Consider the following 19,539-nt stretch of genomic DNA (forward strand, 5'->3'; position numbering starts at 1 on the left):
TGGCGCAGGCGCATCCTGAATCAGCCATGGTGGAGTAAACATGTGAGGGGATGAAGCGCCGTGCCGGGCTACGCAAGGAGCCATGTCATGACCCGCTTCATCGATGTTCACAGCCTGGTTCGCCTGGTGGACGAAACCGGCGTACCTGAATTTCTCGCGGCGCTGGCCGACGCGCTGCGCGACGACTTCATGCGATGGCGCGAGTTCGACAAGAAGGCGCGCGTCGCCAGCCACTCTCACCTTGGCGTGATCGAGTTGATGCCCGTGGCCGACGATGGCGCCTACGCCTTCAAATACGTGAACGGGCATCCGCACAACACGGCGGTCGGGCTGCCCACGGTGATGGCCTTTGGTGTTCTGGCCGAGGTCGATACCGGCTACCCAGTGCTGCTGTCGGAGCTCACGCTCACCACCGCGCTGCGCACCGCGGCCACCTCGGCCATGGCGGCACAGGCGTTGGCGCGGCCCGGTTCGCGCAGCCTGGCGCTGATCGGCAATGGTTCGCAAAGCGAGTTCCAGGCCTTGGCCTTTCATGCGCTGCTGGGCATCGAGGAGGTGCGCGTGTTCGACATCGATCCGCACGCCACCGACAAACTGGTGCGCCACCTGTCCGCCTGTACTTCGCTCGAAGTGGTGCGCGCCCATTCGATTGCCGAGGCCGTGCGCGGCGCGGACATCGTCACCACGGTCACGGCGCACCAGGGCCACGAGATCGTGCTTGCGCCTGAGATGATCGAGCCGGGCATGCACATCAACGCGGTGGGAGGCGATTCGCCCGGCAAGACCGAGCTGCATCCTGACGTGCTGCGCCTGGCGCGCGTCTTCGTCGAGTACGAACCGCAGACCCGCGTCGAGGGCGAGATTCAGCAGCTGCCGGCCGACTTTCCGGTGCACGAACTCTGGGAGGTGCTGCTCGGCAAGGTGCCCGGACGCGAGAGCGCGGACCAGGTCACGGTGTTTGATTCGGTCGGCTTCGCACTGGAGGATTACACCGCGCTGCGCTACATCCACCAGCTGGCCATCGAGCGCGGCATTGGCCAGCGGATTGCGTTGGTGCCCGAGCTCGATGACCCGAAGGATCTGTTCGGCATGACCGCTTCCGGCCGGCGCCGGGCGGTGCTGCGGCGTGCGGCATGATGGCGGCATGCTCACCATTTACAACGACCAGCACGCACTGCATCAAGGCAAATTCGAAATGTTCCGCGGCGAACTGGTGCCGTGTTTCGAGGTGCCCGCGCGCGTCGACCATGTGAAGCATGAGTTGGAGCGCCGCGGCCTGGGCGCGCTGCAAAGGCCTGAAGCTTTCGACGAGGCGCTGCTGGCCAAGGTGCATGCGCCGCGCTACCTGGATTTCATCGCCCATGCCTGGGACGAGTGGGTGGCACTCGATCCATCCAACGTGTCGCGCGATGCATTGCCTTCTTACTGGCCCGTGCGCGGCATGCGCACCGATGTGCTGCCCAAGAGCTTCCCCGCGCGCATGGGGCTGTTCGCGTTCGATGCGGGCACACCGCTCATGGCCGGCAGCTGGGCCGCCGCGCGCCACGGCGCGGCCTGTGCGTGGACCGCGGCGCAGCGCGTCATCAGCGGCCAGCGCGCCGCCTTTGCGCTCACGCGCCCGCCGGGCCACCATGCGGGCGCCGATTTCTTCGGCGGCTACTGCTTCATCAACAACGCCGCGGTGGCTGCACAGGCGCTGCGCGACGCGGGCGTGGAACGCGTTGCGGTGCTCGATGTGGACTACCACCACGGCAACGGCACGCAGGCCATCTTCTACGAGCGCAGCGACATTCATTTTGCGAGCCTGCATGGCGATCCGATGACCGACTACCCGTACTACCTGGGCCACGCCGACGAGCGCGGCGCCGGCGCGGGGCTCGGCTTCAACCACAACCTGCCGCTCGCGCGCGGCACCGACTTTGCCGCTTGGCGCGCGGCGCTGAAGACCGCGCTCGACGGCATCGCCGCGGTGCGCGCGGGCGCGCTGGTCGTGTCGCTTGGCGTCGACACGTTCGAGGGCGATCCGGTCGCGGGCTTTCGCCTCAAGAGCGACGACTACCTGCGCATGGGCGAAGACCTGGCGCGCGCCGGCTTGCCGACGGTGTTCGTTTTCGAAGGCGGCTATGCGGTGGCAGAGGTGGGTGTGAACGCGGTCAACGTGCTGGAAGGTTTCGGCCAGACCGCCGGCTGAGCCGCCTCGGCGACAGCAGTCGGGTGAGCACCGATTGCCGCAACGGGCGGGGCAGGGCCCAATGCGCGCTTTGTCCATGTTTCAGGAGTCAGTCATGTCCCGCCGTTCCCTTCTCTGTGCCGCCACGCTCGCCGCGTGCGGCCTTGCTTCTCCGCTGACGGCGTTGGCGCAGACCTTTCCCAGCAAGCCGATCAAGCTCGTCATCGCCTTTCCCGCAGGCGGCCCGACCGACATCACGATGCGCCAGCTCGCCGACAACGCGAGCAAGATCATCGGCCAGCCCGTGATCATCGACAACAAGCCCGGCGCCGGCGGCACGCTCCCCGCGCAGGCGCTGCAGACCGCACAGCCCGACGGCTACACCGTCGCGCAGATCCCGCTCGGCGTGTTCCGCCTCGGCTACACCACCAAGATCAACTGGGACCCGTTGAAGGACATCACGTACGTCCTCAACGTCACGGGTTATGCCTTCGGCATCGTGGTACCGGCCAACAGCCCGTTCAAGACCTGGGCCGACTTCGTGGCCTACGCCAAGGCCAACCCCGGCAAGCTCACTTACGGCTCGACCGGCAACCTGACCAGTCCGCACCTCACAACGGAAATCATTGCGCAGAAGGCCGGCATCGAGCTGCAGCATGTGCCCTACAAGGGCAGCGCGGACCTGATGCTCGCTGTGGTCAGCGGCCAGCTGATGGCTGCGGCCGACAGCACCGGCTTCGCGCCGCAGGTCGAGGCCGGCAAGCTGCGCGTGCTCAACACCTGGGGCGAGAAGCGCCTGGCCAAATTCCCCGACGCACCGACGCTGAAGGAACTGGGCTACGACATCGTGCAGAACTCGCCCTTCGGCATCGGCGCACCCAAAGGCACGCCGCCCGAGGTGGTGAAGAAGCTGCACGACGCGTTCAAGCAGGCGATGGAAGAGCCGAGTTATGTGGCTTCGCTGGGGCGCTACGACATGCTGCCGAACTACATGAGCTCGGCGACCTACACCAAGTTTGCGCAGGACACGGTGGTGAAGGAGAAGGTGGTTATCGAGAAGCTAGGGTTGGCGAAGGAACAGCCGAAGACGAACTGATCGCAAACAACTCCCCCACCAGCCGCTCCGCCAACTCCGGCTTCACGGGATCGGCGCCGAACACCAGCCGAAACACGATCGGTGCAATCAGGTGGTCGATCACCTGCTGCGCCTCGGGCGCGTGATCGCCGCGGGCGTGCGCCTGCTCGACCAGCGTCAGCGCTTCCTTGCGGCGGTTGCGCAGGCAATCGGTGTCCGAGTCGCCGTTGGCCAGCGCGGCCGCGGCTTTCAGCAGCGAGGTGTTGCAAGGGTTCGCGAGGTGCATGATGAGTTCCTTGGCCCAGGCGGTCAGGTCTTTGCGCAGCGAGCCCGTATCGGGCAGCGGCCGGTTGGGGTCCAGCCGGTGCGTGGCCGTTTCGGCCAACAGCCCCGACAGATCGCCCCATCGGCGGTAAATGCTGGAAGCGCTGACGCCAGCGCGCTCGGCCACGGCAGGCACCGTGACGCGTTCTCGCCCCTGTTCGGCCACCAACTCTTCGAGGGCGGTGCGCACCAGCGCCTGCACCTGCGCGCTGCGGCCGCCGGGCCGCTTGTTGGGAAGGACGACATCGTTCATGGTAAGGACTCTAACGCAAAGATATTTGCTTTAAAAGCGTGCAGGCATAGAATTGCAAAAGCAAAAATCGTTGCGTTAAGGATTGCAATGCCCTCCTCTTGTCCTGAACTTGCCGCTGCCACGGCCGGCGTTGCCGCCCGTTCCAAGCCGTGGCGCCTGCCGGTCGCCGTCGGTTTTCCGCTGTTGGCCACGGTGCTCTTCGCCTTCTTCTTCGCGGCGGCCGCGCCGTCGCCGCTGTTCGTGGTGTTCCAGCATGCCTGGGGCTTTTCGTCGTCGATGCTCACGGTCGCTTTTGCGATATATGCGATTGCGCTGCTGATCTCGCTGCTGGTGGCGGGTTCGCTGTCGGACCATGTCGGGCGCCGCCCGGTGGTGCTGGGGGCGTTGGTGCTCCAGGCGGTGGCGATGGGCTTGTTCCTGCTGGCGCATGACATCGGCGGGCTGATCGTCGCGCGTGTCGTCCAGGGCGTGGCCACGGGGGTCGCGAGCGGTGCGCTGAGCGCGGCCGTGGTCGAGGCCGCGCCGGCCTCGCGCAAGCGGTTGGGCGCGCTGATCACGAGCGTATCGCCGCTGGCGGGGCTCGCCGCGGGTGCGCTCTTGACGGGTATGGCGATACGCTTCACCGGGTATCCGGTGGCACTGGTGTTCGGTGTGCTGGCCGTGGTGTTCGCGCTGGGCGCGGCCGTGGTGCTGTGGATGCCGGAGACCGTCACACAGCGTGCAGGTGCGCTGGCTTCGCTGGTGCCGCGCATTTCGATCCCGCAGCAGGCCAGGGCCGAGTTCGTGCGCGGCTTGCCGGTGTTCATCGTGGTGTGGGCGATGGGTGGGCTGTATCTCTCGCTGGCGCCGTCGCTCATGCTGCATGTGTTCGGCATCGACAGCGGCGTGGTCAACGGCCTTACGGTGGCCGTGCTCTCCGGTGTCGGCGCCGTTGCGCCCACCTTGCTTGGGCGCTTCGCGGCGCCACGGCCGACCATCATCGGCATGGCCAGCATCACGGTCGGGGTGGGGCTGCTGCTGGCGTCGCTGCACACACGATCAGTGGCGCTGTTCTTCGTGGGCACGGCGGTAGTGGGCATGGGCTTCGGCGGCGCGTTCTCGGCGCTGGTGCAAACGCTGGCGCCGCTTGCCAGATCGCACGAACGCGGCGAGCTGTTCGCGGCCATCTTCGTGGTGAGCTACCTCGCGTTCAGCCTGCCCGCGATGCTGGCCGGCTTCCTGGTGGCACCGCTGGGGCTGCTGGCTACCGCCGAGGGCTATGCAGCGGTGCTGCTGTTGATCGCAGCCTTCGGCACCTGGAGCCAGTGGGCGGCGCTGCGGCGTCCCACGCGCAGCCTGCCGGTCAGCGAGTAGCGCGGGCCGAGAGAATGGCGCGCACCGCTTCGGCGAACCCCGCGCCGCGCTCGCCCTCGGTCACGTAGCGCGGCAGGTGCTCAAGCTGCTGCACGAAGCGCGCCACGTTCGCCACGCCGATGCTGTGGGCGAAGGTGCGGAACATCAGCTGGTCGTTGGTGGAGTCGCCCACGTAGGCCCAGCGGTCGATCTCGTCGTCGAGCGTGCGGCCCCAGAGTTCGCGCACGATCCAGCGCGCGCCCTCGAGCTTGTCGTTGTCGCCATACCAGCCGTTGATGTGGATGCTGCTCACGGTGGCGTGCATGCCTTCGCTGCGCATCAAGGCCACGACGTGGGCGATGGTCTCTTCGCTCAACTGCACGAACTCGCTGTGGTCGATGGCGATGTCGGTCTCGCGGCCCGGCGAGTCGGTGGCGCGCCGGGCGCCCGGAATCTCGCGCTCGATGCCCGCCAGCACCTGCTGCATCCGATCGAAATTGGCAGCGCGGGTTGCCGCGTCCTGCTGGTAGCGTTTTTGCAGCTTGCCGCCGGGCACGGGCAGCAGGGCGACGGCGCCGTTCTCCGCCACGATGGAGTCGACGGGCCATGCGGAAACGAAGGGCACGCTCCAGCCCACCGGGCGGCCGGTGATGGCCACGACGTGAAGGCCGGCCGCTTTCAGGTCGCCCAGCGCCTTCAGCGCATCGGGCGTGATGGCGCCTTCGGTGGTGAGCGTGTCGTCGATGTCGGTGAACACGCCGATCAGGTTGCTGCGCGCTGCCGCCGCCCACTGCGCCAGAGGCAGCAGATGATGGGGCGAAGAGGGCAGGGAGATCGGCTGGCGCATGCCTGGCTCAGCCGGCACTCTGCAGCGCCAACCCCGCATGCTCCCGCAGCGGATGGAAATGGATCTTGGGAAACCGCTCTTGCGCCAGCCGCACGTCGTAAGGCGAGGTGCACAGGAAGGCCAGGGTATCGGCCGCGTCTTTTGCCATGCGCTGCGGGTACGCGTGGACGAACTCGCGCAACTCGGCCGGCGAATCGGCCGTGATCCAGCGTGCACCGGTGTACTGGCAGCCTTCGAGCCGCACGTCGGCGTCGTACTCGGCCTTCAGCCGGTGCTGCACCACTTCGAACTGCAGTTGCCCGACGGCGCCCAGCAACATCGGCCCGCCGATCTCTGGGCGAAAAACCTGGATCGCGCCTTCTTCGCCAAGCTGGGCCAGGCCCTGCTGCAGCTGCTTGGTGCGCAGCGGGTTCTTCAGGATCACGGTCATGAAGAGTTCGGGCGCGAAGAACGGCAGGCCGGTGAACTGCAGGCTCGCACCGTCGGTGATGGTGTCGCCCAGCTGCACTCCGCCGTGCGTGGTGAAGCCCACGATGTCGCCTGCGTAAGCCTCTTCGACGGCCTCGCGCCGCTGGCTCATGAACGTGACCACGCTGGTGGGCCGCAGCTCCTTGGAGGTGCGCTGCACCTTGAGCTTCATGCCCGGCGTGTACTTGCCCGAGGCCATGCGCACGAAGGCGATGCGGTCCCGGTGATTGGCGTCCATGTTGGCCTGCACCTTGAACACCACGCCCGCGAAGTCCTTGTCCTCGGGCTGGATCTCCTTCACCACGGGCTGGCGGTTGACCATCGTGGTGCTGGTGCGCGACTGCGGCGAAGGCGCGAGGTCGACCAGCGCATCGAGCACTTCCATCACGCCGAAGTTGTTCACGCCGGAGCCGAAGAACACCGGCGTCTGCTTGCCGGCTAGAAAGGCCTCGCGGTCCCAGGTGGGCGAGGCGCCGGTGGCCAGCTCCATGCTGTCCATGGCGGATTCGAAATCGGCGCCGAAGCGCTTGGTGAGCGTGTCGCGTTCCGACAGCGGAATCGTCTCGAAGTCGTGCGGCAGCCGCTCGCTGCCCGACTCGAACACCGTCATTGCCTGCGTGCGCAGGTTCATGATCCCGCGGAACGACTTGCCCTGGCCCACGGGCCACGTCATTGGCACGCAGGGCATGCCCAGCTCGCGCTCCACCTCGTCCAGGATGTCGAGCGGCTCGCGCACTTCGCGGTCCATCTTGTTGACGAAGGTGATGATGGGCGTGTCGCGCTGGCGGCAAACCTCGATCAGCCGGCGCGTCTGCGATTCCACGCCGTTTGCGGCGTCGATCACCATCAGCGCCGAGTCCACGGCGGTGAGCACGCGGTAGGTGTCTTCCGAAAAGTCCTTGTGGCCGGGCGTGTCGAGCAGGTTGATCACGTGGTCGCGGTACAGCATCTGCATGACCGACGAGGCGACCGAGATGCCGCGCTGCTTCTCGATTTCCATCCAGTCGGAGGTGGCATGGCGCGAGGCCTTGCGCGCCTTCACCGAGCCGGCGATCTGGATCGCGCCGGAGAAAAGCAGCAGCTTTTCGGTCAGCGTGGTCTTGCCGGCGTCAGGGTGGGAAATGATCGCGAAGGTGCGGCGGCGGCGGGTTTCGGCAAGAAAAGACAAGGTGGGCAATCTGCAGGGGAATGCCCGATTTTAGAAGGGCGGTCCCGGGCCGCCCGCCCGAGCCGCCGAAAACGCCTTACTTGCGCTTGAGCATCTTGGTCACTTCGTCCACATTGGACTGGATGCGCTGGCGCACCAGTTCGAAGGCATCGGCCTGCGACTTGGCGGCGAGGTTGGCCAGTTCCTTGATGTCGTCGATGGCGCGCTGGAACGACTGGCGGCCGAGCTCGTCGAGCTTGGCGAGGTTGGCGAGGTTGGCCTTGGGGTCCTTGCCGGGCATCTCCTTGGCGGCGGTCTGCCACTCGGCGATGGCGCTCTTGATCATCTCGGTCTGCCGCTGCACCACGGTCTGCAGGCCCTGGTAGGACTTTTCGTTGGCCTGCATCAGCGCCTGGAGGTCCTTCTGGCCGCTCTCGAGCAGCTTGCTCGCGCCGCCGGTCAGGTTGAGCTCCTGCAGCCGGTCGGTCATGGCCTTGAGATTCTTCATTGGATTGAGCATGTCGGCGGCACCAGGGGCCTCCGTCTCGGTGCTGCTGTCAGTGGTTTTCTTCGCGGCGGCTTTCTTGGCAGTGGCCATGGTGCGGTATCTCCTGTGTCGGGTGGACGGGGGAATGACGAGGACCGGCCGGATGGCAAAAGTCCCTCGCCACGATACGCCGCACCGGCTCGGCCGCGGTGCCCGCGGCGACAAATTCGCCTGCGGGATTTCCCTTGGGCTACATCGGGGGCGCAAAGCCGTTGCGCCCCGCGGTCACGCGCAGCGCCGTGGGCGTGCCGTTCTTTTCCTGTGCATTGACCAGCACCTTGGCGCCGGGCACCAGCAGCGACTCTGTGCCGGGGCGGAAAGTCACGACAGGCACATCGGGCGGGACGACCACGGTCTTCTCGCCGCCCTTGTAGGTCAGCCGAAGCTGCTGCCCGCCGCGCACCGACTTTGGCGCCGCGGCCAGGTCGGCGACGGTGGCGTTGGTCATGGTGCTCTGTGGCAGCAGGTCCCATGGACGGTGGCCTTCGCCGGTACCGCGCGCGGCCTCCGGGAACACCACCACCTCGAGCGCTTTCTGCGTGCCATCGGCCTGCGGCATGGCGGCGGTGCCGATGAAGCTGCCCTGCTTGATGTCGCTCAGCTTGATGGGATAGACCTCCGACACCGTCATGTCGGCCGGCCGCGCGAGGCTGACGACCTCACCGCCGCGGTCTTGCACGACGAGGGTCTTTGCATCGACGCGAACGATGGTGCCGCGAATGCGCACCGGGTCGGACGCCGCCTGTGCGGAGGTGAGGACCGGCGCGCCGGCGGCCAGAAGGGCCGCCGAGGCCAGCAGGGCGGGGGAGATTCTTCTGAAGCGCATGAATGTAATTTCCGTGGTTTGAGGGCAAATCAATGTACGCCCCAGTGCCGAAAGGCGCTTTCCGGGATGCGGGATATCCGAGCGATTGGCTCGTTTTGCCCGCCCCGTCTACAATTCGCGGTTCCGAGGAGCGTTGCAGCGCCATCAGGCGTGAGGCTCGGACCACATCGCAACCACGCTCACCCGCTGTTCTCGCGGTGAGTCTTTTCCCCGAACGCAGTGGCACCTTTCAAACTAGCTTTGTTGGAGTTCTCATGAGCGCTGTTCTCAAGCCCACCCCCGTTTCCACCGCCGACCAGGCGATTGCCGACCTGTCGCTGGCCGCCTGGGGCCGGAAGGAAATCCGCATCGCGGAAACCGAGATGCCCGGCCTGATGGCCATTCGCGAAGAGTTCTCGAAGGCGCAGCCGCTCAAGGGCGCGCGCATCACGGGCTCGCTGCACATGACGATCCAGACCGCCGTGCTGATCGAGACGCTGCAGGCGCTCGGCGCCACCGTGCGCTGGGCTTCGTGCAACATCTTCTCGACGCAGGACCACGCCGCCGCCGCCATTGCCGCCGCCGGCACGCCGGTGTTCGCGATCAAGGGCGAGTCGCTGAAGGACTACTGGGACTACACCCACGCCATCTTCGACTTCGGACCCAAGGGTTCGAACGGCGAAGGCCCGAACATGATCCTGGACGACGGCGGCGACGCCACGCTGCTGATGCATCTGGGCCAGCGCGCCGAAAAAGACCTGGGCGTGCTCGCCAACCCGACCAGCGAGGAAGAACGCATTCTCTACGCGGCCATCAAGGCCAAGCTCGCTGTGGATGCGACCTGGTACACCCGCAAGTCGGCCGAGATCATCGGCGTGACCGAGGAAACGACGACCGGCGTGCACCGCCTGAACGAGATGAGCGCCAAGGGCACGCTGCTGTTCCGCGCCATCAACGTGAATGACTCGGTCACCAAGAGCAAGTTCGACAACCTCTACGGCTGCCGCGAATCGCTGGTAGACGGCATCAAGCGCGCCACCGACGTGATGATTGCCGGCAAAGTGGCCTGCGTGGCCGGTTACGGCGACGTGGGCAAGGGCTCGGCCCAGGCGCTGCGCGCGCTGTCGGCACAAGTCTGGGTCACCGAGATCGACCCGATCAACGCCCTGCAGGCCGCGATGGAAGGCTACAAGGTCGTGACGATGGAATACGCCGCCGACAAGGCCGACATCTTCGTGACCACCACCGGCAACAAGGACGTGATCCGCCACGAACACATGGTTGCGATGAAGGACCAGGCGATCGTCTGCAACATCGGCCACTTCGACAACGAGATCGACGTGGCGTCGATCGAGAAGTACGAGTGGGAAGAGATCAAGCCGCAGGTCGACCACATCAAGTTCCCCGACGGCAAGAAGATCATCCTCTTGGCCAAGGGCCGCCTCGTGAACCTGGGCTGCGGCACGGGCCATCCGAGCTTCGTGATGTCGTCGTCGTTCGCGAACCAGACCATCGCCCAGATCGAGCTCTTCACCAAGCCCGATGCCTACCAGGCCGGCAAGGTCTACGTGCTGCCCAAGCACCTGGACGAGAAGGTTGCGCGGCTGCACCTGAAGAAGGTTGGCGCCATGCTCACCGAGCTGACCGACGAGCAAGCTGCCTATATCGGCGTCGACAAGGCGGGTCCGTACAAGGCGGACACGTACCGGTACTGATGCGCGCTGATCAATTGCTCGTGGAACGCGGCTTTGCCGCTTCGCGCTCACAGGCCGTGCGGCTGATTGCCGGCGGCATGCGTTGGCGCGACGCGGGCACGGGCGACGCCTGGCGCTCGGTCGTGAAGAATCGCGACGAAGTGCCCGAATCGGCCGAAGTCGAACTCGACGACGCTGCGGAGGCCCGCTACGTCTCGCGCGGCGGACTCAAGCTCGAAGGCGCGCTGGCGGCCAGCGGCGTGGACCCATCGGGCAAGCTGTGCCTTGACGTCGGCCAGTCGACCGGCGGTTTTACCGATTGCCTGCTGCAGCGCGGAGCCGCAAAGGTGGTTGGCGTGGACGTGGGCCACGGGCAGTTGCATGCGCGGTTGCGCGAGGACGAGCGTGTTGTCGCCATCGAGGGCGTCAATGCGCGTGCGTTGTCGCCGGACGATTTGCAAGAGGAGGGCGAAGAGCCATCCGAGCTGCGCTTCGACCTGATCGTCGGCGATCTGTCGTTCATCTCGCAGACGCTGGTGCTGCCTGCCGTGGTGCCTTTCCTGGCCGGCGACGGACACCTGCTGATGCTGGTCAAGCCGCAGTTCGAACTGCAGCCGGGGCAGGTCGGCAAGGGCGGCATCGTGCGCGACGAGTCGATGTATGCGGTGGTCGAAAAGCGCTTGCGCGATGCCTGCGAGGCGCTCGACCTGCGGGTGCTGCAGTGGTTCGACAGCCCCATTGCCGGCGGTGATGGCAACCGCGAGTTTTTCATTCACGCCGTGCGCGCAGTTGGCGCGAACGGCTCTTGAGGAGACGCAGGTGCGCCTTCCACTCAGTTTCGAATTCTTTCCGACCAAGACGCCCGAAGGCGCGGTCAAGCTGCGCGCGGTGCGCCAGCAGCTGTATGCGCGCAAGCCCGAGTTCTGCTCGGTCACCTACGGCGCGGGCGGCTCCACGCACCAGGGCACTTTCGGTGCGGTGCGCGAGATCCTGTCCGAAGGCGTAGATGCCGCGAGCCACTTCTCGTGCATCGGTGCCACGCGGGCCACGGTGCGCGAGCAACTCGCCGAGCTCAAGGCCATGGGTGTGAAGCGCCTCGTGGCATTGCGCGGCGACCTGCCGAGCGGTTACGGCATCGGTGGCGAATTCCTGCATGCGAGCGACCTCGTGGCTTTCATCCGCGAAGAAACCGGCCGCGATTTCCACATCGAGGTGGCGTGCTACCCCGAGGTGCATCCGCAGGCGCGTTCGCCTGAAGCCGACATGCAGGCCTTCGCCGCCAAGGTGAAGGCCGGGGCCGACTCGGCGATCACGCAGTATTTCTTCAGTCCCGAGGCCTACTTTCGCTTTGTCGACGAGGCCCGCAAGCTGGGGCTCGACACGCCCATCGTGCCCGGCATCATGCCGATCACCAGCTCGACGCAGCTCATGCGCTTTTCGGATGCCTGCGGCGCCGAGATCCCGCGCTGGATCCGGCTGCGGCTGCAGGGCTTCGGCGATGACACGGCATCCATCAAGGCTTTCGGCCTCGACGTGGTGACCGAGCTTTGCGCGCGTCTGCGAGACGGCGGCGCACCGGCGCTGCATTTCTACACGATGAACCAGTCAACCGCGACGCTGGCTGTTTTGGAGCGCCTCGATTGAGGGAGGCGCGCGCAGGAGCAGCAAGTTCGCTGCGCGCGGCGTTTCGCGTCGCGCTTGTGGTGGCGACCTGCGCCATGGCCGGCTGTGCCATGCCTCCCGCAACCGAGGGCGGCCAGCCGGAGAAGGACGCCAAGCTCCTGCCGCTGCCGCGCCAGTTGGCTGTGCCGCCGGGCGCGCCGGCTCGATCGAGCGTGCCGTCGGTGCGCTACGACCTGGCCGTGTCGGGTAGCGGCGAGCTGGGGCCGGACGACGGCGTGCCTGGCGACGGGCCCCGCGAGATCTTCGAGCGCGGCGGGGCGTCCTGGTACGGCATTCCGTTCCACCAGCGCAAGACCGCGAGCGGCGAGCGCTTCGACATGATGGCCATGACCGCGGCCCACAAGACCTTGCCGTTCAATACCCGTGTCTGCGTGCGCAGCCTGGTCAACGGCAGCGAGGTGCTAGTGCGCATCACCGATCGTGGGCCGTATGCGCAGGGCCGCATCATCGACCTGAGCCGGGGCGCCGCCGAGCGCATTGGGCTGATCGGGCTTGGAATCAAGCAGGTTGCGCTGACGATCGTCGACCACGAGGGCATGCGCTGCGGGGGTGCCGAGGTCGAGGTGGCGGACGCGCAGGCGCCAGTGGCCTCCCCCTCACCTGGACGCCGCCAGGCGAAAGTGCCGCCGCGCGGCCGCCGATAAGCCCTGAAGAAGACCCGCAAGGGAGAGGCTAGCCCCCAGCGTCGAGCGAGAAGGCGGCGTGCCGATCCTGGGCCAGCCGCTCCACCAGCTGGGGCAGGGCGGCGGCCAGCAGCGGCTTCAGCGTATAGGGCGGATTGATCAGGAACATGCCGCTGGCCGGAAGGCCTGGGCGCTGCGTTTCGCCCGTGGGCGTGGTGGTCAGCTTGCTCGACTTGACCGTGAGCGTGGCGTGCAGCCAGGGCTTGCCGGCTTTGGTGGCCAGCGTTTTGAGCCGCCGCGGCAGGTCGTGCGCCTCGGGCCGCGGAATGATCGGGTACCAGATGGCGTAGGTGCCGGTTGCAAAGCGCTTGAGCGCCTCGGCCGCGAAGTCGAGCACGCGGCCGTAGTCGCTTTTGATCTCGTAGCTCGGGTCCATCAGCACCAGCGCACGGCGCGAAGGCGGCGGCAGGAACTTGGTGGCGCTGCCGAAGCCGTCTTCGCGCAGCACCGCGATCTGGCGACCCGCCTCAAGTTGCGCGATGTTCGCGTCCAGCGTGCGGGCATCGGTCGGGTGTAGCTCGAACAGCTTGAGCTTGTCGTGGTCGCGCAGCAGATGCTGCACGATAAAAGGCGAGCCGGGGTAGATGCGGGCGCCGCCCTTGGGGTTGAAGTCGTGGATCACGCTCAGGTAGCGCGCAATCGCATCGGCCAAGGGGGCTTCGGCTTCAGGTGTTGCTACCTTTTTGGTAGCTGACTTTGCAGCCGGAGCAGGGGCGGCAGGTGCTTTCTTCTCGGAAAGCAGGCGCAATATGCCTTCGGCCGCTTCGCCGCTAGTGCCGGCGTAGTCCCCGTCGAGCCGGTACAGGCCGGCGCCGGCGTGGGTATCGACCACGGTCAGCGCTGCTTCTTTTTCGAGCAGGTGGTCGAGTGTGGCAATCAGCACCGTGTGCTTGAGCACGTCGGCGTGGTTGCCGGCATGGAACGCGTGGCGGTAACTGAACATAGGGTCGATGGTAACGGCTTGGGCGGGTGGCGCGCTCAATTTGCCCGGATTGGCCGATTCTTCGTATAATCGCGGGCTTCGCAGCGTTTTTGTAGCCCCGCGGCGAAGATCAACTTCCCACCTAAGAGATTCCCGTCAGAGGAACGCCGACCGTGGAAAAGGGCTCGCCAAACCCTCTTTTCAAGAGAAAAACTCATGACCAAAACGTTCAGCGCCAAGCCCGCTGACGTGACGCACGAGTGGTTTGTGATTGACGCGACCGACAAGGTCCTCGGACGAGTAGCCAGCGAAGTTGCTCTCCGTTTGCGCGGCAAACACAAGGCCATTTACACGCCTCACGTCGATACCGGTGACTTCATCGTCATCATCAACGCCGCGCAACTGCGCGTCACCGGCGCCAAGTCGATCGACAAGGTGTACTACCGTCATTCGGGCTATCCCGGCGGTATCACGGCGACCAACTTCCGCGACATGCAATCCAAGCACCCGGGCCGCGCCCTGGAAAAGGCTGTCAAGGGCATGCTGCCCAAGGGCCCGCTTGGTTACGCGATGATCAAGAAACTCAAGGTGTACGGTGGCGCTGAGCACCCGCATACCGCCCAACAGCCCAAAGTGCTGGAACTGTAAGGAGCCTTGAGAATGATTGGTGAATGGAACAATGGCACCGGCCGTCGCAAATCGAGCGTCGCCCGTGTGTTTCTGAAAAAGGGCTCGGGCAAGATCACGGTCAACGGCAAGGACATCCAAGAGTTCTTCGGCCGCGAAACCTCGATCATGATCGCGAAGCAACCCCTGGTGCTGACCAACAACACCGAAACGTTCGACGTCATGGTCAACGTGGCTGGTGGCGGTGAATCGGGCCAAGCCGGCGCAACGCGCCACGGCATCACCCGTGCGCTGATCGACTACGACGCGAGCCTCAAGCCGGTGCTGAGCCAGGCTGGCTACGTCACGCGCGATGCACGTGAAGTCGAGCGTAAGAAGGTCGGTTTGCACTCTGCACGCCGCCGCAAGCAGTTCAGCAAGCGCTGATACTGTTCGCTACGGACAAGAGCCGCCTTCGGGCGGCTTTTTCATTGCAGCACCTTGGTAGTGGTGTGTTCGACCCCACTTTCCATGGGTGCTCGCTGCCGTCGTCCAGCCAGGAATGCGGCATTGCAGTAGCATTGGTTCATTGGCCGCATGTCCGGCCCCCCAAGGAGTTACCCCACATGAGCGCTGTTGCCGAAAACATCCAGACCCAGATGCCCGAACCGATTGTCTTCACCGACAGCGCGGCCGCCAAGGTGGCCGACCTGATCGCGGAAGAAGGCAACCCCGATCTCAAGCTGCGCGTATTCGTGCAGGGCGGTGGGTGCTCGGGCTTTCAGTATGGTTTCACCTTCGATGAAATCACGAATGAAGACGACACCACCATGACCAAGAACGGTGTGTCGCTGCTGATCGACGCCATGAGCTACCAGTACCTGGTCGGCGCTGAGATCGACTACAAGGAAGATCTGCAGGGCGCCCAGTTCGTGATCAAGAACCCGAACGCCACCAGCACCTGCGGCTGCGGATCGAGCTTCTCGGCCTGAGCCGGTCGTCCTTGCGTTCTTTGAAGAGCCGCCTTTGGGCGGCTTTTTGCTGGGCGCAGGGCCCACTCGCTCGGCTCAAGCGGGATAGATCGCGCCTAGGACGCGAGCGCCGAGCGCTCCCGTGACGCTGGCAAGGTTCCCTGCCTCGCGCCGCACAGTGCTGCGCGCCAGCCAGGCAAACGCCGCGGCCTCGACCTGCTGCGGCGGCAGGCCGTGCTTCGAGGAGGGGTCCACTTCAACGCCCGGCAGCAGCGCGCGCAAGCGAGCAAGCAGGTGGTCGTTCAAGGCGCCGCCGCCGCAAACAATCAGCACCTTGCTATTGTTTCCGTAGCTCAGGAGGTCGGCCGCGCACACGCTGGCAGTGAATTCGGCCAAGGTGGCCTGCACGTCGGCGGCCGCGGCGTTTGCCGCTGTGCCGAGGCACGCGGAAAGCCAGCTGGGGTTGAACAGGTCGCGTCCCGTGCTTTTGGGCGGCAGCTTCGCGAAAAAAGGCTCGGCCCGCAGCCGTGCGAGCAGTTCGGGAAGCACCTGTCCGCTGGCCGCCCATTGGCCGGCGTCGTCGAAGGGCTGGCCAGTGTGAAGCTGGCACCAGTGATCCATCAGGGCATTGCCAGGCCCGCAATCGAAGCCAAGCACGGCAGGATCTCCCGGCGCATCGGCGGGTGGCAGCAGGCTCAGGTTGGAAATGCCGCCGATGTTCAGCACCGCCACGGATTGGCCGGCCCGCGCGAAGAGTGCGCGGTGAAAGGCCGGCACCAGCGGGGCACCCTGGCCGCCGGCCGCGAGGTCGCGGCTGCGGAAGTCCGCCACCACCTCGATACCGGTCAACTCGGCCAACAGCGAGGGATTGTTGAGTTGCAGCGTGTAACCGACGCCATCGAATTCGGTGGGCCGGTGGCGCACCGTCTGACCGTGGGCGCCGAGAGCAGCGATCTTGCTGCCTGAAGTGCCGCCGTCCGCCAGGAGTTGGCCCACCACGCCGGCATAGATCCGGGCGAGGCCATTGCCGGCCAAGGCTGCGCGATGCAGTTCGTTGTCGCCGGGCGTGTTCAGAGCCAGCAGCTCGGCTCGCAGCGCGTCAGGAAAGGGGGCGGTGGCGTAGGCCTGCACGGACATGCGGCCGTGCGAGAAGTCGGCCAGTACGCCATCGACCCCGTCGAGCGACGTGCCGGACATCAGGCCGATGAACAGTTCGCCGGCGGCCATTGCTGAATAAGAGGGCGATCGCGACGAACGCCGTGCGCTGCGACTCAGTCCGCGCTGGCCTGGATGACCGAGAACGCGGCAGCCAGTTCGGTGCGGGCACCCACGGCGATGCGCTCGAAGGCGGGCCGCAAGGCCGCGGTGATGGGGGCGCCGCCCTCTTGGGCAATCGAGGCCGGATCCTGGTATTCGCCGTTCACGCGGAACTCGAAATGCAGGTGGGGGCCCGTCGCCCAGCCGGTGGAGCCCACTGCACCGATCGTCTGGCCCTGGCTGATGCTTTCGCCGGCCTTGACGTCGACCCGGCTCAGGTGGGCGTAAGCCGTCTGCTGGTTGTTGCGGTGCTTGATGATGACGATGTTGCCGTAGCCGTTCTGCGTGCCGGCGAAATCGACCGTGCCATCGCCGACGCTGCGAACCGCGGTGCCCGTTGGCGCCGCAAAGTCGATGCCGTTGTGCTGGCGCCAGCTGTTGAGAATCGGGTGCATGCGCATCGCGAAGCCGCTGGACACGCGCGAGAACTCGACCGGCGAGCTCAGGTAGGCCTTGCGCAGGCTGTCGCCGTTCGGGCGGTAGTAGCTGCCCTTCTGGCCCTGCGGCTGGAACCACACGGCCTGGTGCACCTTGCCGCCGCTCTCGAACTCGGCCGAGAGTACGCGGCCGCTGCGCAGCGCCTGGCCGTCGGCCTCGAAGGTTTCATAGACCACGGCAAAGCGGTCGCCCTTGCGCAGCGAGCGCACGTCGACGTCGCCCGCGAAGATGTCTGCCAGCTGGCTTGCCACGGCATCGGGAATGCGCGCGTCGTCGGTGGCCGCGAAAAGCGATGTGCGGATGCTGCCGCTGGCCAGGCGCGAACCCGGCGTCAGGGTGTCGCGCTCCGTGATGGCGGCAAAGCCGGTCGGCGTGCGCTCGATGACAAAGCGCTTGAAGCCGCCGTCACCATCGGGAATCCAGCGGGCACTCAGCTTCTTGAGCTGGTTTTCTTGCGTGGCTTCGGCCGTGATGGTGCGCCCAGCGCGCGCGAACAGCGCATTGCGGGCTTCGCTGCTTCCGCGCACGAACGCGGTGGCGGCGGGGTCGGAAATGCCCAGGCGCTTCAACAGGGCCTCGGCCGTGTCGCTGGACCGCGTGATGTCGGTGCGAAACAGCGTGAAGCTGAAGTTCTCGAGCGATTGGCTCTGTTCTGCGAAAGACAGCGGAGCGGTCGCTTCGAGGACCTGTTGGACCGGGAGGTCGGATGCATCGGGGCCCAGGGAGGCCACCGCCAGGGTTCCGGCGCTCAGCAGGACCGCCGCAATGGCCGCGGTGATCTGCTTGGGGTAGGTACGGAACGTATAGGCCACGCGAGAAGCGAGGAGCTCCTCGGCGGCAAGAATGCCGTTGATCAAACTTTGAATTCCAGCTCAGGTTCTGCAAATCCGCGCTGCAAAGCCCAGGATGGTCAGGGCGGCAGGACGGTGCGGAAAAAGCGCCGCTTAGAATCCGGCGCTTGAATAGTCGGGCTGAGTATAGCTTCGGCAACCTGAAAATCAGCCAAAAAGCCTATGAATCCCGAATCTGTTACATCCAATGGCCTGTCCGATGGTGTAAGACGAGCGCTCGAAATATCCCTCCGCGGTGCCGACGAGCTCCTGCCCCAGGACGAGTGGGTGCGCAAGCTGCAGCACTCCGAAGCCACCGGAACGCCGTTGCGTATCAAGCTGGGGCTGGACCCCACCGCGCCGGATATCCACATTGGCCATACGGTTGTCCTCAACAAGATGCGGCAGCTTCAGGACCTGGGGCACCGGGTCATCTTCCTGATCGGCGACTTCACGACCACCATTGGCGACCCGTCGGGCCGCAACAGCACCCGCCCGCCGCTGACGCGCGAGCAGATCGAAGCCAACGCCCAGACCTACTACCGGCAGGCCAGCCTGGTGCTGGACCCCGAAAAGACCGAGATCCGCTACAACTCCGAGTGGAGCGACCCCCTGGGCGCTCGCGGCATGATCCAGCTGGCGGCCAAGTACACGGTGGCGCGGATGATGGAGCGTGACGACTTCAGCAAGCGCTTCAAGGCCGGCCAGTCGATCTCGGTGCACGAATTCCTCTACCCGCTCATGCAAGGCTACGACTCCGTGGCGCTCAAAAGCGACCTTGAGCTGGGCGGGACCGACCAGAAGTTCAATCTGCTCGTTGGCCGGCATCTCCAGCAGGAATACGGTCAAGAGCCGCAGTGCATACTCACTATGCCGCTGCTGGAGGGGCTTGATGGCGTCGAAAAGATGTCCAAGAGCAAGAACAACTACATCGGAATCAGCGAAGACGCCAACACCATGTTCGCCAAGGTGCTGTCGATCTCCGATGAGCTGATGTGGCGCTGGTACACGCTGCTGAGCTTCCAGTCGCTGGCGCAGATCGAGGCGCTCAGGGCGGAGATCGCGGGCGGGCGCAACCCGAAGGATGCGAAGGTGGCGCTGGCCAAGGAAATCACTGCGCGCTTCCACAGCGCGGCGGCGGCCGATGCGGCCGAGCAGGATTTCATCAACCGCAGCAAGGGCGGTGTGCCCGACGACATTCCCGAGGTGTCGCTGCAAGGCGCCCCGCTGGGCATTGCGCAACTGCTCAAGCAAGCGGGATTGGCTCCTTCGACCTCGGAGGGTAATCGGCTGATCGACGGAGGGGGCGTGCGCGTGGACTCCGTGGTGATCAGCGACAAAGCGCTCAAGCTGGCCGCGGGCCGCTATGTGGTGCAGGTCGGCAAGCGCAAGTTTGCGCGCGTGACGGTCGGCTGACGGACGGGGGA

Annotated in this window: 20 protein-coding genes and 1 riboswitch; of the genes, 12 read left to right on the top strand and 8 right to left on the bottom strand. The window is 65.8% G+C overall.

The features are described from left to right. Positions 1-87 precede the first annotated feature (87 nt). The 3 genes from J2X92_RS07990 to J2X92_RS08000 all read left to right on the top strand — a co-directional run bounded on the left by J2X92_RS07990 (position 88) and on the right by J2X92_RS08000 (position 3,266). On the top strand, positions 88-1,137 hold the full coding sequence (locus J2X92_RS07990; protein ID WP_307574787.1) for an ornithine cyclodeaminase: 1,050 nt from the start codon (positions 88-90) through the stop codon (positions 1,135-1,137). A gap of 7 nt (positions 1,138-1,144) precedes the next feature. Continuing rightward, the gene (locus tag J2X92_RS07995; RefSeq protein ID WP_307574788.1) at positions 1,145-2,191 is read left to right on the top strand and encodes a histone deacetylase family protein; all 1,047 of its coding nucleotides are present in this window, start codon (positions 1,145-1,147) and stop codon (positions 2,189-2,191) included. Positions 2,192-2,285: 94 nt separating this feature from the next. Further along, the gene (locus J2X92_RS08000; RefSeq protein WP_307574789.1) at positions 2,286-3,266 is read left to right on the top strand and encodes a Bug family tripartite tricarboxylate transporter substrate binding protein; all 981 of its coding nucleotides are present in this window, start codon (positions 2,286-2,288) and stop codon (positions 3,264-3,266) included. Here the strand turns inward: J2X92_RS08000 and J2X92_RS08005 are convergent. Continuing rightward, a complete protein-coding gene (locus J2X92_RS08005) occupies positions 3,220-3,822 on the bottom strand; it encodes a TetR/AcrR family transcriptional regulator (protein ID WP_307574790.1) in 603 nt (200 codons plus the stop codon). The two genes, J2X92_RS08000 and J2X92_RS08005, sit on opposite strands and share 47 nt — an antisense overlap. Positions 3,823-3,909: 87 nt before the next feature. Between J2X92_RS08005 and J2X92_RS08010 the strand changes: the two genes are divergently transcribed. After that, a complete protein-coding gene (locus J2X92_RS08010; RefSeq protein WP_307574792.1) occupies positions 3,910-5,175 on the top strand; it encodes an MFS transporter in 1,266 nt (421 codons plus the stop codon). On the opposite strand, the gene J2X92_RS08015 is transcribed toward J2X92_RS08010, so the two are convergent. From J2X92_RS08015 to J2X92_RS08030, 4 genes are all read right to left on the bottom strand, one after another. After that, positions 5,165-6,001, bottom strand: coding sequence for an HAD-IIB family hydrolase (locus J2X92_RS08015; RefSeq protein ID WP_307574793.1), 837 nt, complete (start codon positions 5,999-6,001; stop codon positions 5,165-5,167). The genes J2X92_RS08010 and J2X92_RS08015 overlap by 11 nt on opposite strands. A 7-nt stretch (positions 6,002-6,008) precedes the next feature. Continuing rightward, positions 6,009-7,637 (bottom strand): peptide chain release factor 3, encoded by a 1,629-nt coding sequence (locus J2X92_RS08020; RefSeq protein WP_055808275.1) that lies wholly within the window; start codon positions 7,635-7,637, stop codon positions 6,009-6,011. Between the two features lie 76 nt (positions 7,638-7,713). Beyond that, positions 7,714-8,214: a TIGR01841 family phasin gene (phaP, locus tag J2X92_RS08025; RefSeq protein WP_307574794.1), complete on the bottom strand. Its 501-nt coding sequence runs from the start codon at positions 8,212-8,214 to the stop codon at positions 7,714-7,716. Positions 8,215-8,353: 139 nt separating this feature from the next. Continuing rightward, entirely contained in the window at positions 8,354-8,989 is a 636-nt protein-coding gene (locus tag J2X92_RS08030; protein WP_307574795.1) for a hypothetical protein, read from the bottom strand. 119 nt (positions 8,990-9,108) lie between these two features. Continuing rightward, a riboswitch (S-adenosyl-L-homocysteine riboswitch) is annotated at positions 9,109-9,177 on the top strand. Positions 9,178-9,243: 66 nt separating this feature from the next. On the opposite strand from J2X92_RS08030, the gene ahcY reads away from it, so the two are divergent. The 4 genes from ahcY (at position 9,244) to J2X92_RS08050 (ending at position 12,989) form a co-directional block, all read left to right on the top strand. Then, complete coding sequence (ahcY, locus tag J2X92_RS08035) at positions 9,244-10,683, top strand: adenosylhomocysteinase (protein WP_307574796.1); 1,440 nt, start codon at positions 9,244-9,246, stop codon at positions 10,681-10,683. Next, entirely contained in the window at positions 10,683-11,471 is a 789-nt protein-coding gene (locus J2X92_RS08040) for a TlyA family RNA methyltransferase (protein WP_307574798.1), read from the top strand. The genes ahcY and J2X92_RS08040 overlap by 1 nt, the downstream gene beginning before the upstream one ends. Positions 11,472-11,481: 10 nt before the next feature. After that, the gene (gene metF / locus J2X92_RS08045; RefSeq protein ID WP_307574800.1) at positions 11,482-12,306 is read left to right on the top strand and encodes a methylenetetrahydrofolate reductase [NAD(P)H]; all 825 of its coding nucleotides are present in this window, start codon (positions 11,482-11,484) and stop codon (positions 12,304-12,306) included. A gap of 89 nt (positions 12,307-12,395) precedes the next feature. Further along, complete coding sequence (locus tag J2X92_RS08050; protein WP_307574801.1) at positions 12,396-12,989, top strand: septal ring lytic transglycosylase RlpA family protein; 594 nt, start codon at positions 12,396-12,398, stop codon at positions 12,987-12,989. Positions 12,990-13,017: 28 nt separating this feature from the next. Here J2X92_RS08050 and J2X92_RS08055 read toward each other — a convergent pair whose 3' ends face one another. Continuing rightward, positions 13,018-13,971 (bottom strand): 23S rRNA (adenine(2030)-N(6))-methyltransferase RlmJ, encoded by a 954-nt coding sequence (locus tag J2X92_RS08055; protein WP_307574803.1) that lies wholly within the window; start codon positions 13,969-13,971, stop codon positions 13,018-13,020. Between the two features lie 195 nt (positions 13,972-14,166). Between J2X92_RS08055 and rplM the strand changes: the two genes are divergently transcribed. From rplM to erpA, 3 genes are all read left to right on the top strand, one after another. Beyond that, on the top strand, positions 14,167-14,598 hold the full coding sequence (gene rplM / locus J2X92_RS08060; protein WP_028259766.1) for a 50S ribosomal protein L13: 432 nt from the start codon (positions 14,167-14,169) through the stop codon (positions 14,596-14,598). A gap of 12 nt (positions 14,599-14,610) precedes the next feature. Next, entirely contained in the window at positions 14,611-15,003 is a 393-nt protein-coding gene (gene rpsI, locus J2X92_RS08065; protein WP_093016926.1) for a 30S ribosomal protein S9, read from the top strand. Between the two features lie 179 nt (positions 15,004-15,182). After that, complete coding sequence (gene erpA, locus J2X92_RS08070; protein ID WP_007827949.1) at positions 15,183-15,548, top strand: iron-sulfur cluster insertion protein ErpA; 366 nt, start codon at positions 15,183-15,185, stop codon at positions 15,546-15,548. 75 nt (positions 15,549-15,623) lie between these two features. On the opposite strand, the gene J2X92_RS08075 is transcribed toward erpA, so the two are convergent. Both J2X92_RS08075 and J2X92_RS08080 read right to left on the bottom strand, forming a co-directional pair. Further along, entirely contained in the window at positions 15,624-16,754 is a 1,131-nt protein-coding gene (locus tag J2X92_RS08075) for an anhydro-N-acetylmuramic acid kinase (protein ID WP_307574811.1), read from the bottom strand. 44 nt (positions 16,755-16,798) lie between these two features. Continuing rightward, positions 16,799-18,139: a peptidoglycan DD-metalloendopeptidase family protein gene (locus J2X92_RS08080; RefSeq protein WP_307574813.1), complete on the bottom strand. Its 1,341-nt coding sequence runs from the start codon at positions 18,137-18,139 to the stop codon at positions 16,799-16,801. A gap of 156 nt (positions 18,140-18,295) precedes the next feature. Here J2X92_RS08080 and tyrS point away from each other — a divergent pair, with 156 nt between their 5' ends. After that, positions 18,296-19,528, top strand: a complete 1,233-nt coding sequence (tyrS, locus tag J2X92_RS08085) for a tyrosine--tRNA ligase (protein ID WP_307574814.1) — start codon at positions 18,296-18,298, stop codon at positions 19,526-19,528. The last annotated feature ends 11 nt before the right edge of the window (positions 19,529-19,539 follow it).

The sequence above is a fragment of the Variovorax paradoxus genome (assembly GCF_030811855.1).
In the GTDB taxonomy this organism is placed as follows: Bacteria; Pseudomonadota; Gammaproteobacteria; order Burkholderiales; family Burkholderiaceae_C; genus Variovorax; species Variovorax paradoxus_L.

Bases quoted from the DNA above. Each gene is read 5' to 3' on its own strand.
- J2X92_RS07990 (WP_307574787.1), top strand. From the start codon at position 88: ATGACCCGCTTCATCGATGTTCACAGCCTGGTTCGCCTGGTGGACGAA.
- J2X92_RS07995 (WP_307574788.1), top strand. From the start codon at position 1,145: ATGCTCACCATTTACAACGACCAGCACGCACTGCATCAAGGCAAATTC.
- J2X92_RS08000 (WP_307574789.1), top strand. From the start codon at position 2,286: ATGTCCCGCCGTTCCCTTCTCTGTGCCGCCACGCTCGCCGCGTGCGGC.
- J2X92_RS08005 (WP_307574790.1), bottom strand. From the start codon at position 3,822: ATGAACGATGTCGTCCTTCCCAACAAGCGGCCCGGCGGCCGCAGCGCG.
- J2X92_RS08010 (WP_307574792.1), top strand. From the start codon at position 3,910: ATGCCCTCCTCTTGTCCTGAACTTGCCGCTGCCACGGCCGGCGTTGCC.
- J2X92_RS08015 (WP_307574793.1), bottom strand. From the start codon at position 6,001: ATGCGCCAGCCGATCTCCCTGCCCTCTTCGCCCCATCATCTGCTGCCT.
- phaP (WP_307574794.1), bottom strand. From the start codon at position 8,214: ATGGCCACTGCCAAGAAAGCCGCCGCGAAGAAAACCACTGACAGCAGC.
- J2X92_RS08030 (WP_307574795.1), bottom strand. From the start codon at position 8,989: ATGCGCTTCAGAAGAATCTCCCCCGCCCTGCTGGCCTCGGCGGCCCTT.
- ahcY (WP_307574796.1), top strand. From the start codon at position 9,244: ATGAGCGCTGTTCTCAAGCCCACCCCCGTTTCCACCGCCGACCAGGCG.
- J2X92_RS08040 (WP_307574798.1), top strand. From the start codon at position 10,683: ATGCGCGCTGATCAATTGCTCGTGGAACGCGGCTTTGCCGCTTCGCGC.
- J2X92_RS08050 (WP_307574801.1), top strand. From the start codon at position 12,396: ATGCCTCCCGCAACCGAGGGCGGCCAGCCGGAGAAGGACGCCAAGCTC.
- J2X92_RS08055 (WP_307574803.1), bottom strand. From the start codon at position 13,971: ATGTTCAGTTACCGCCACGCGTTCCATGCCGGCAACCACGCCGACGTG.
- rplM (WP_028259766.1), top strand. From the start codon at position 14,167: ATGACCAAAACGTTCAGCGCCAAGCCCGCTGACGTGACGCACGAGTGG.
- rpsI (WP_093016926.1), top strand. From the start codon at position 14,611: ATGATTGGTGAATGGAACAATGGCACCGGCCGTCGCAAATCGAGCGTC.
- erpA (WP_007827949.1), top strand. From the start codon at position 15,183: ATGAGCGCTGTTGCCGAAAACATCCAGACCCAGATGCCCGAACCGATT.
- J2X92_RS08075 (WP_307574811.1), bottom strand. From the start codon at position 16,754: ATGGCCGCCGGCGAACTGTTCATCGGCCTGATGTCCGGCACGTCGCTC.
- tyrS (WP_307574814.1), top strand. From the start codon at position 18,296: ATGAATCCCGAATCTGTTACATCCAATGGCCTGTCCGATGGTGTAAGA.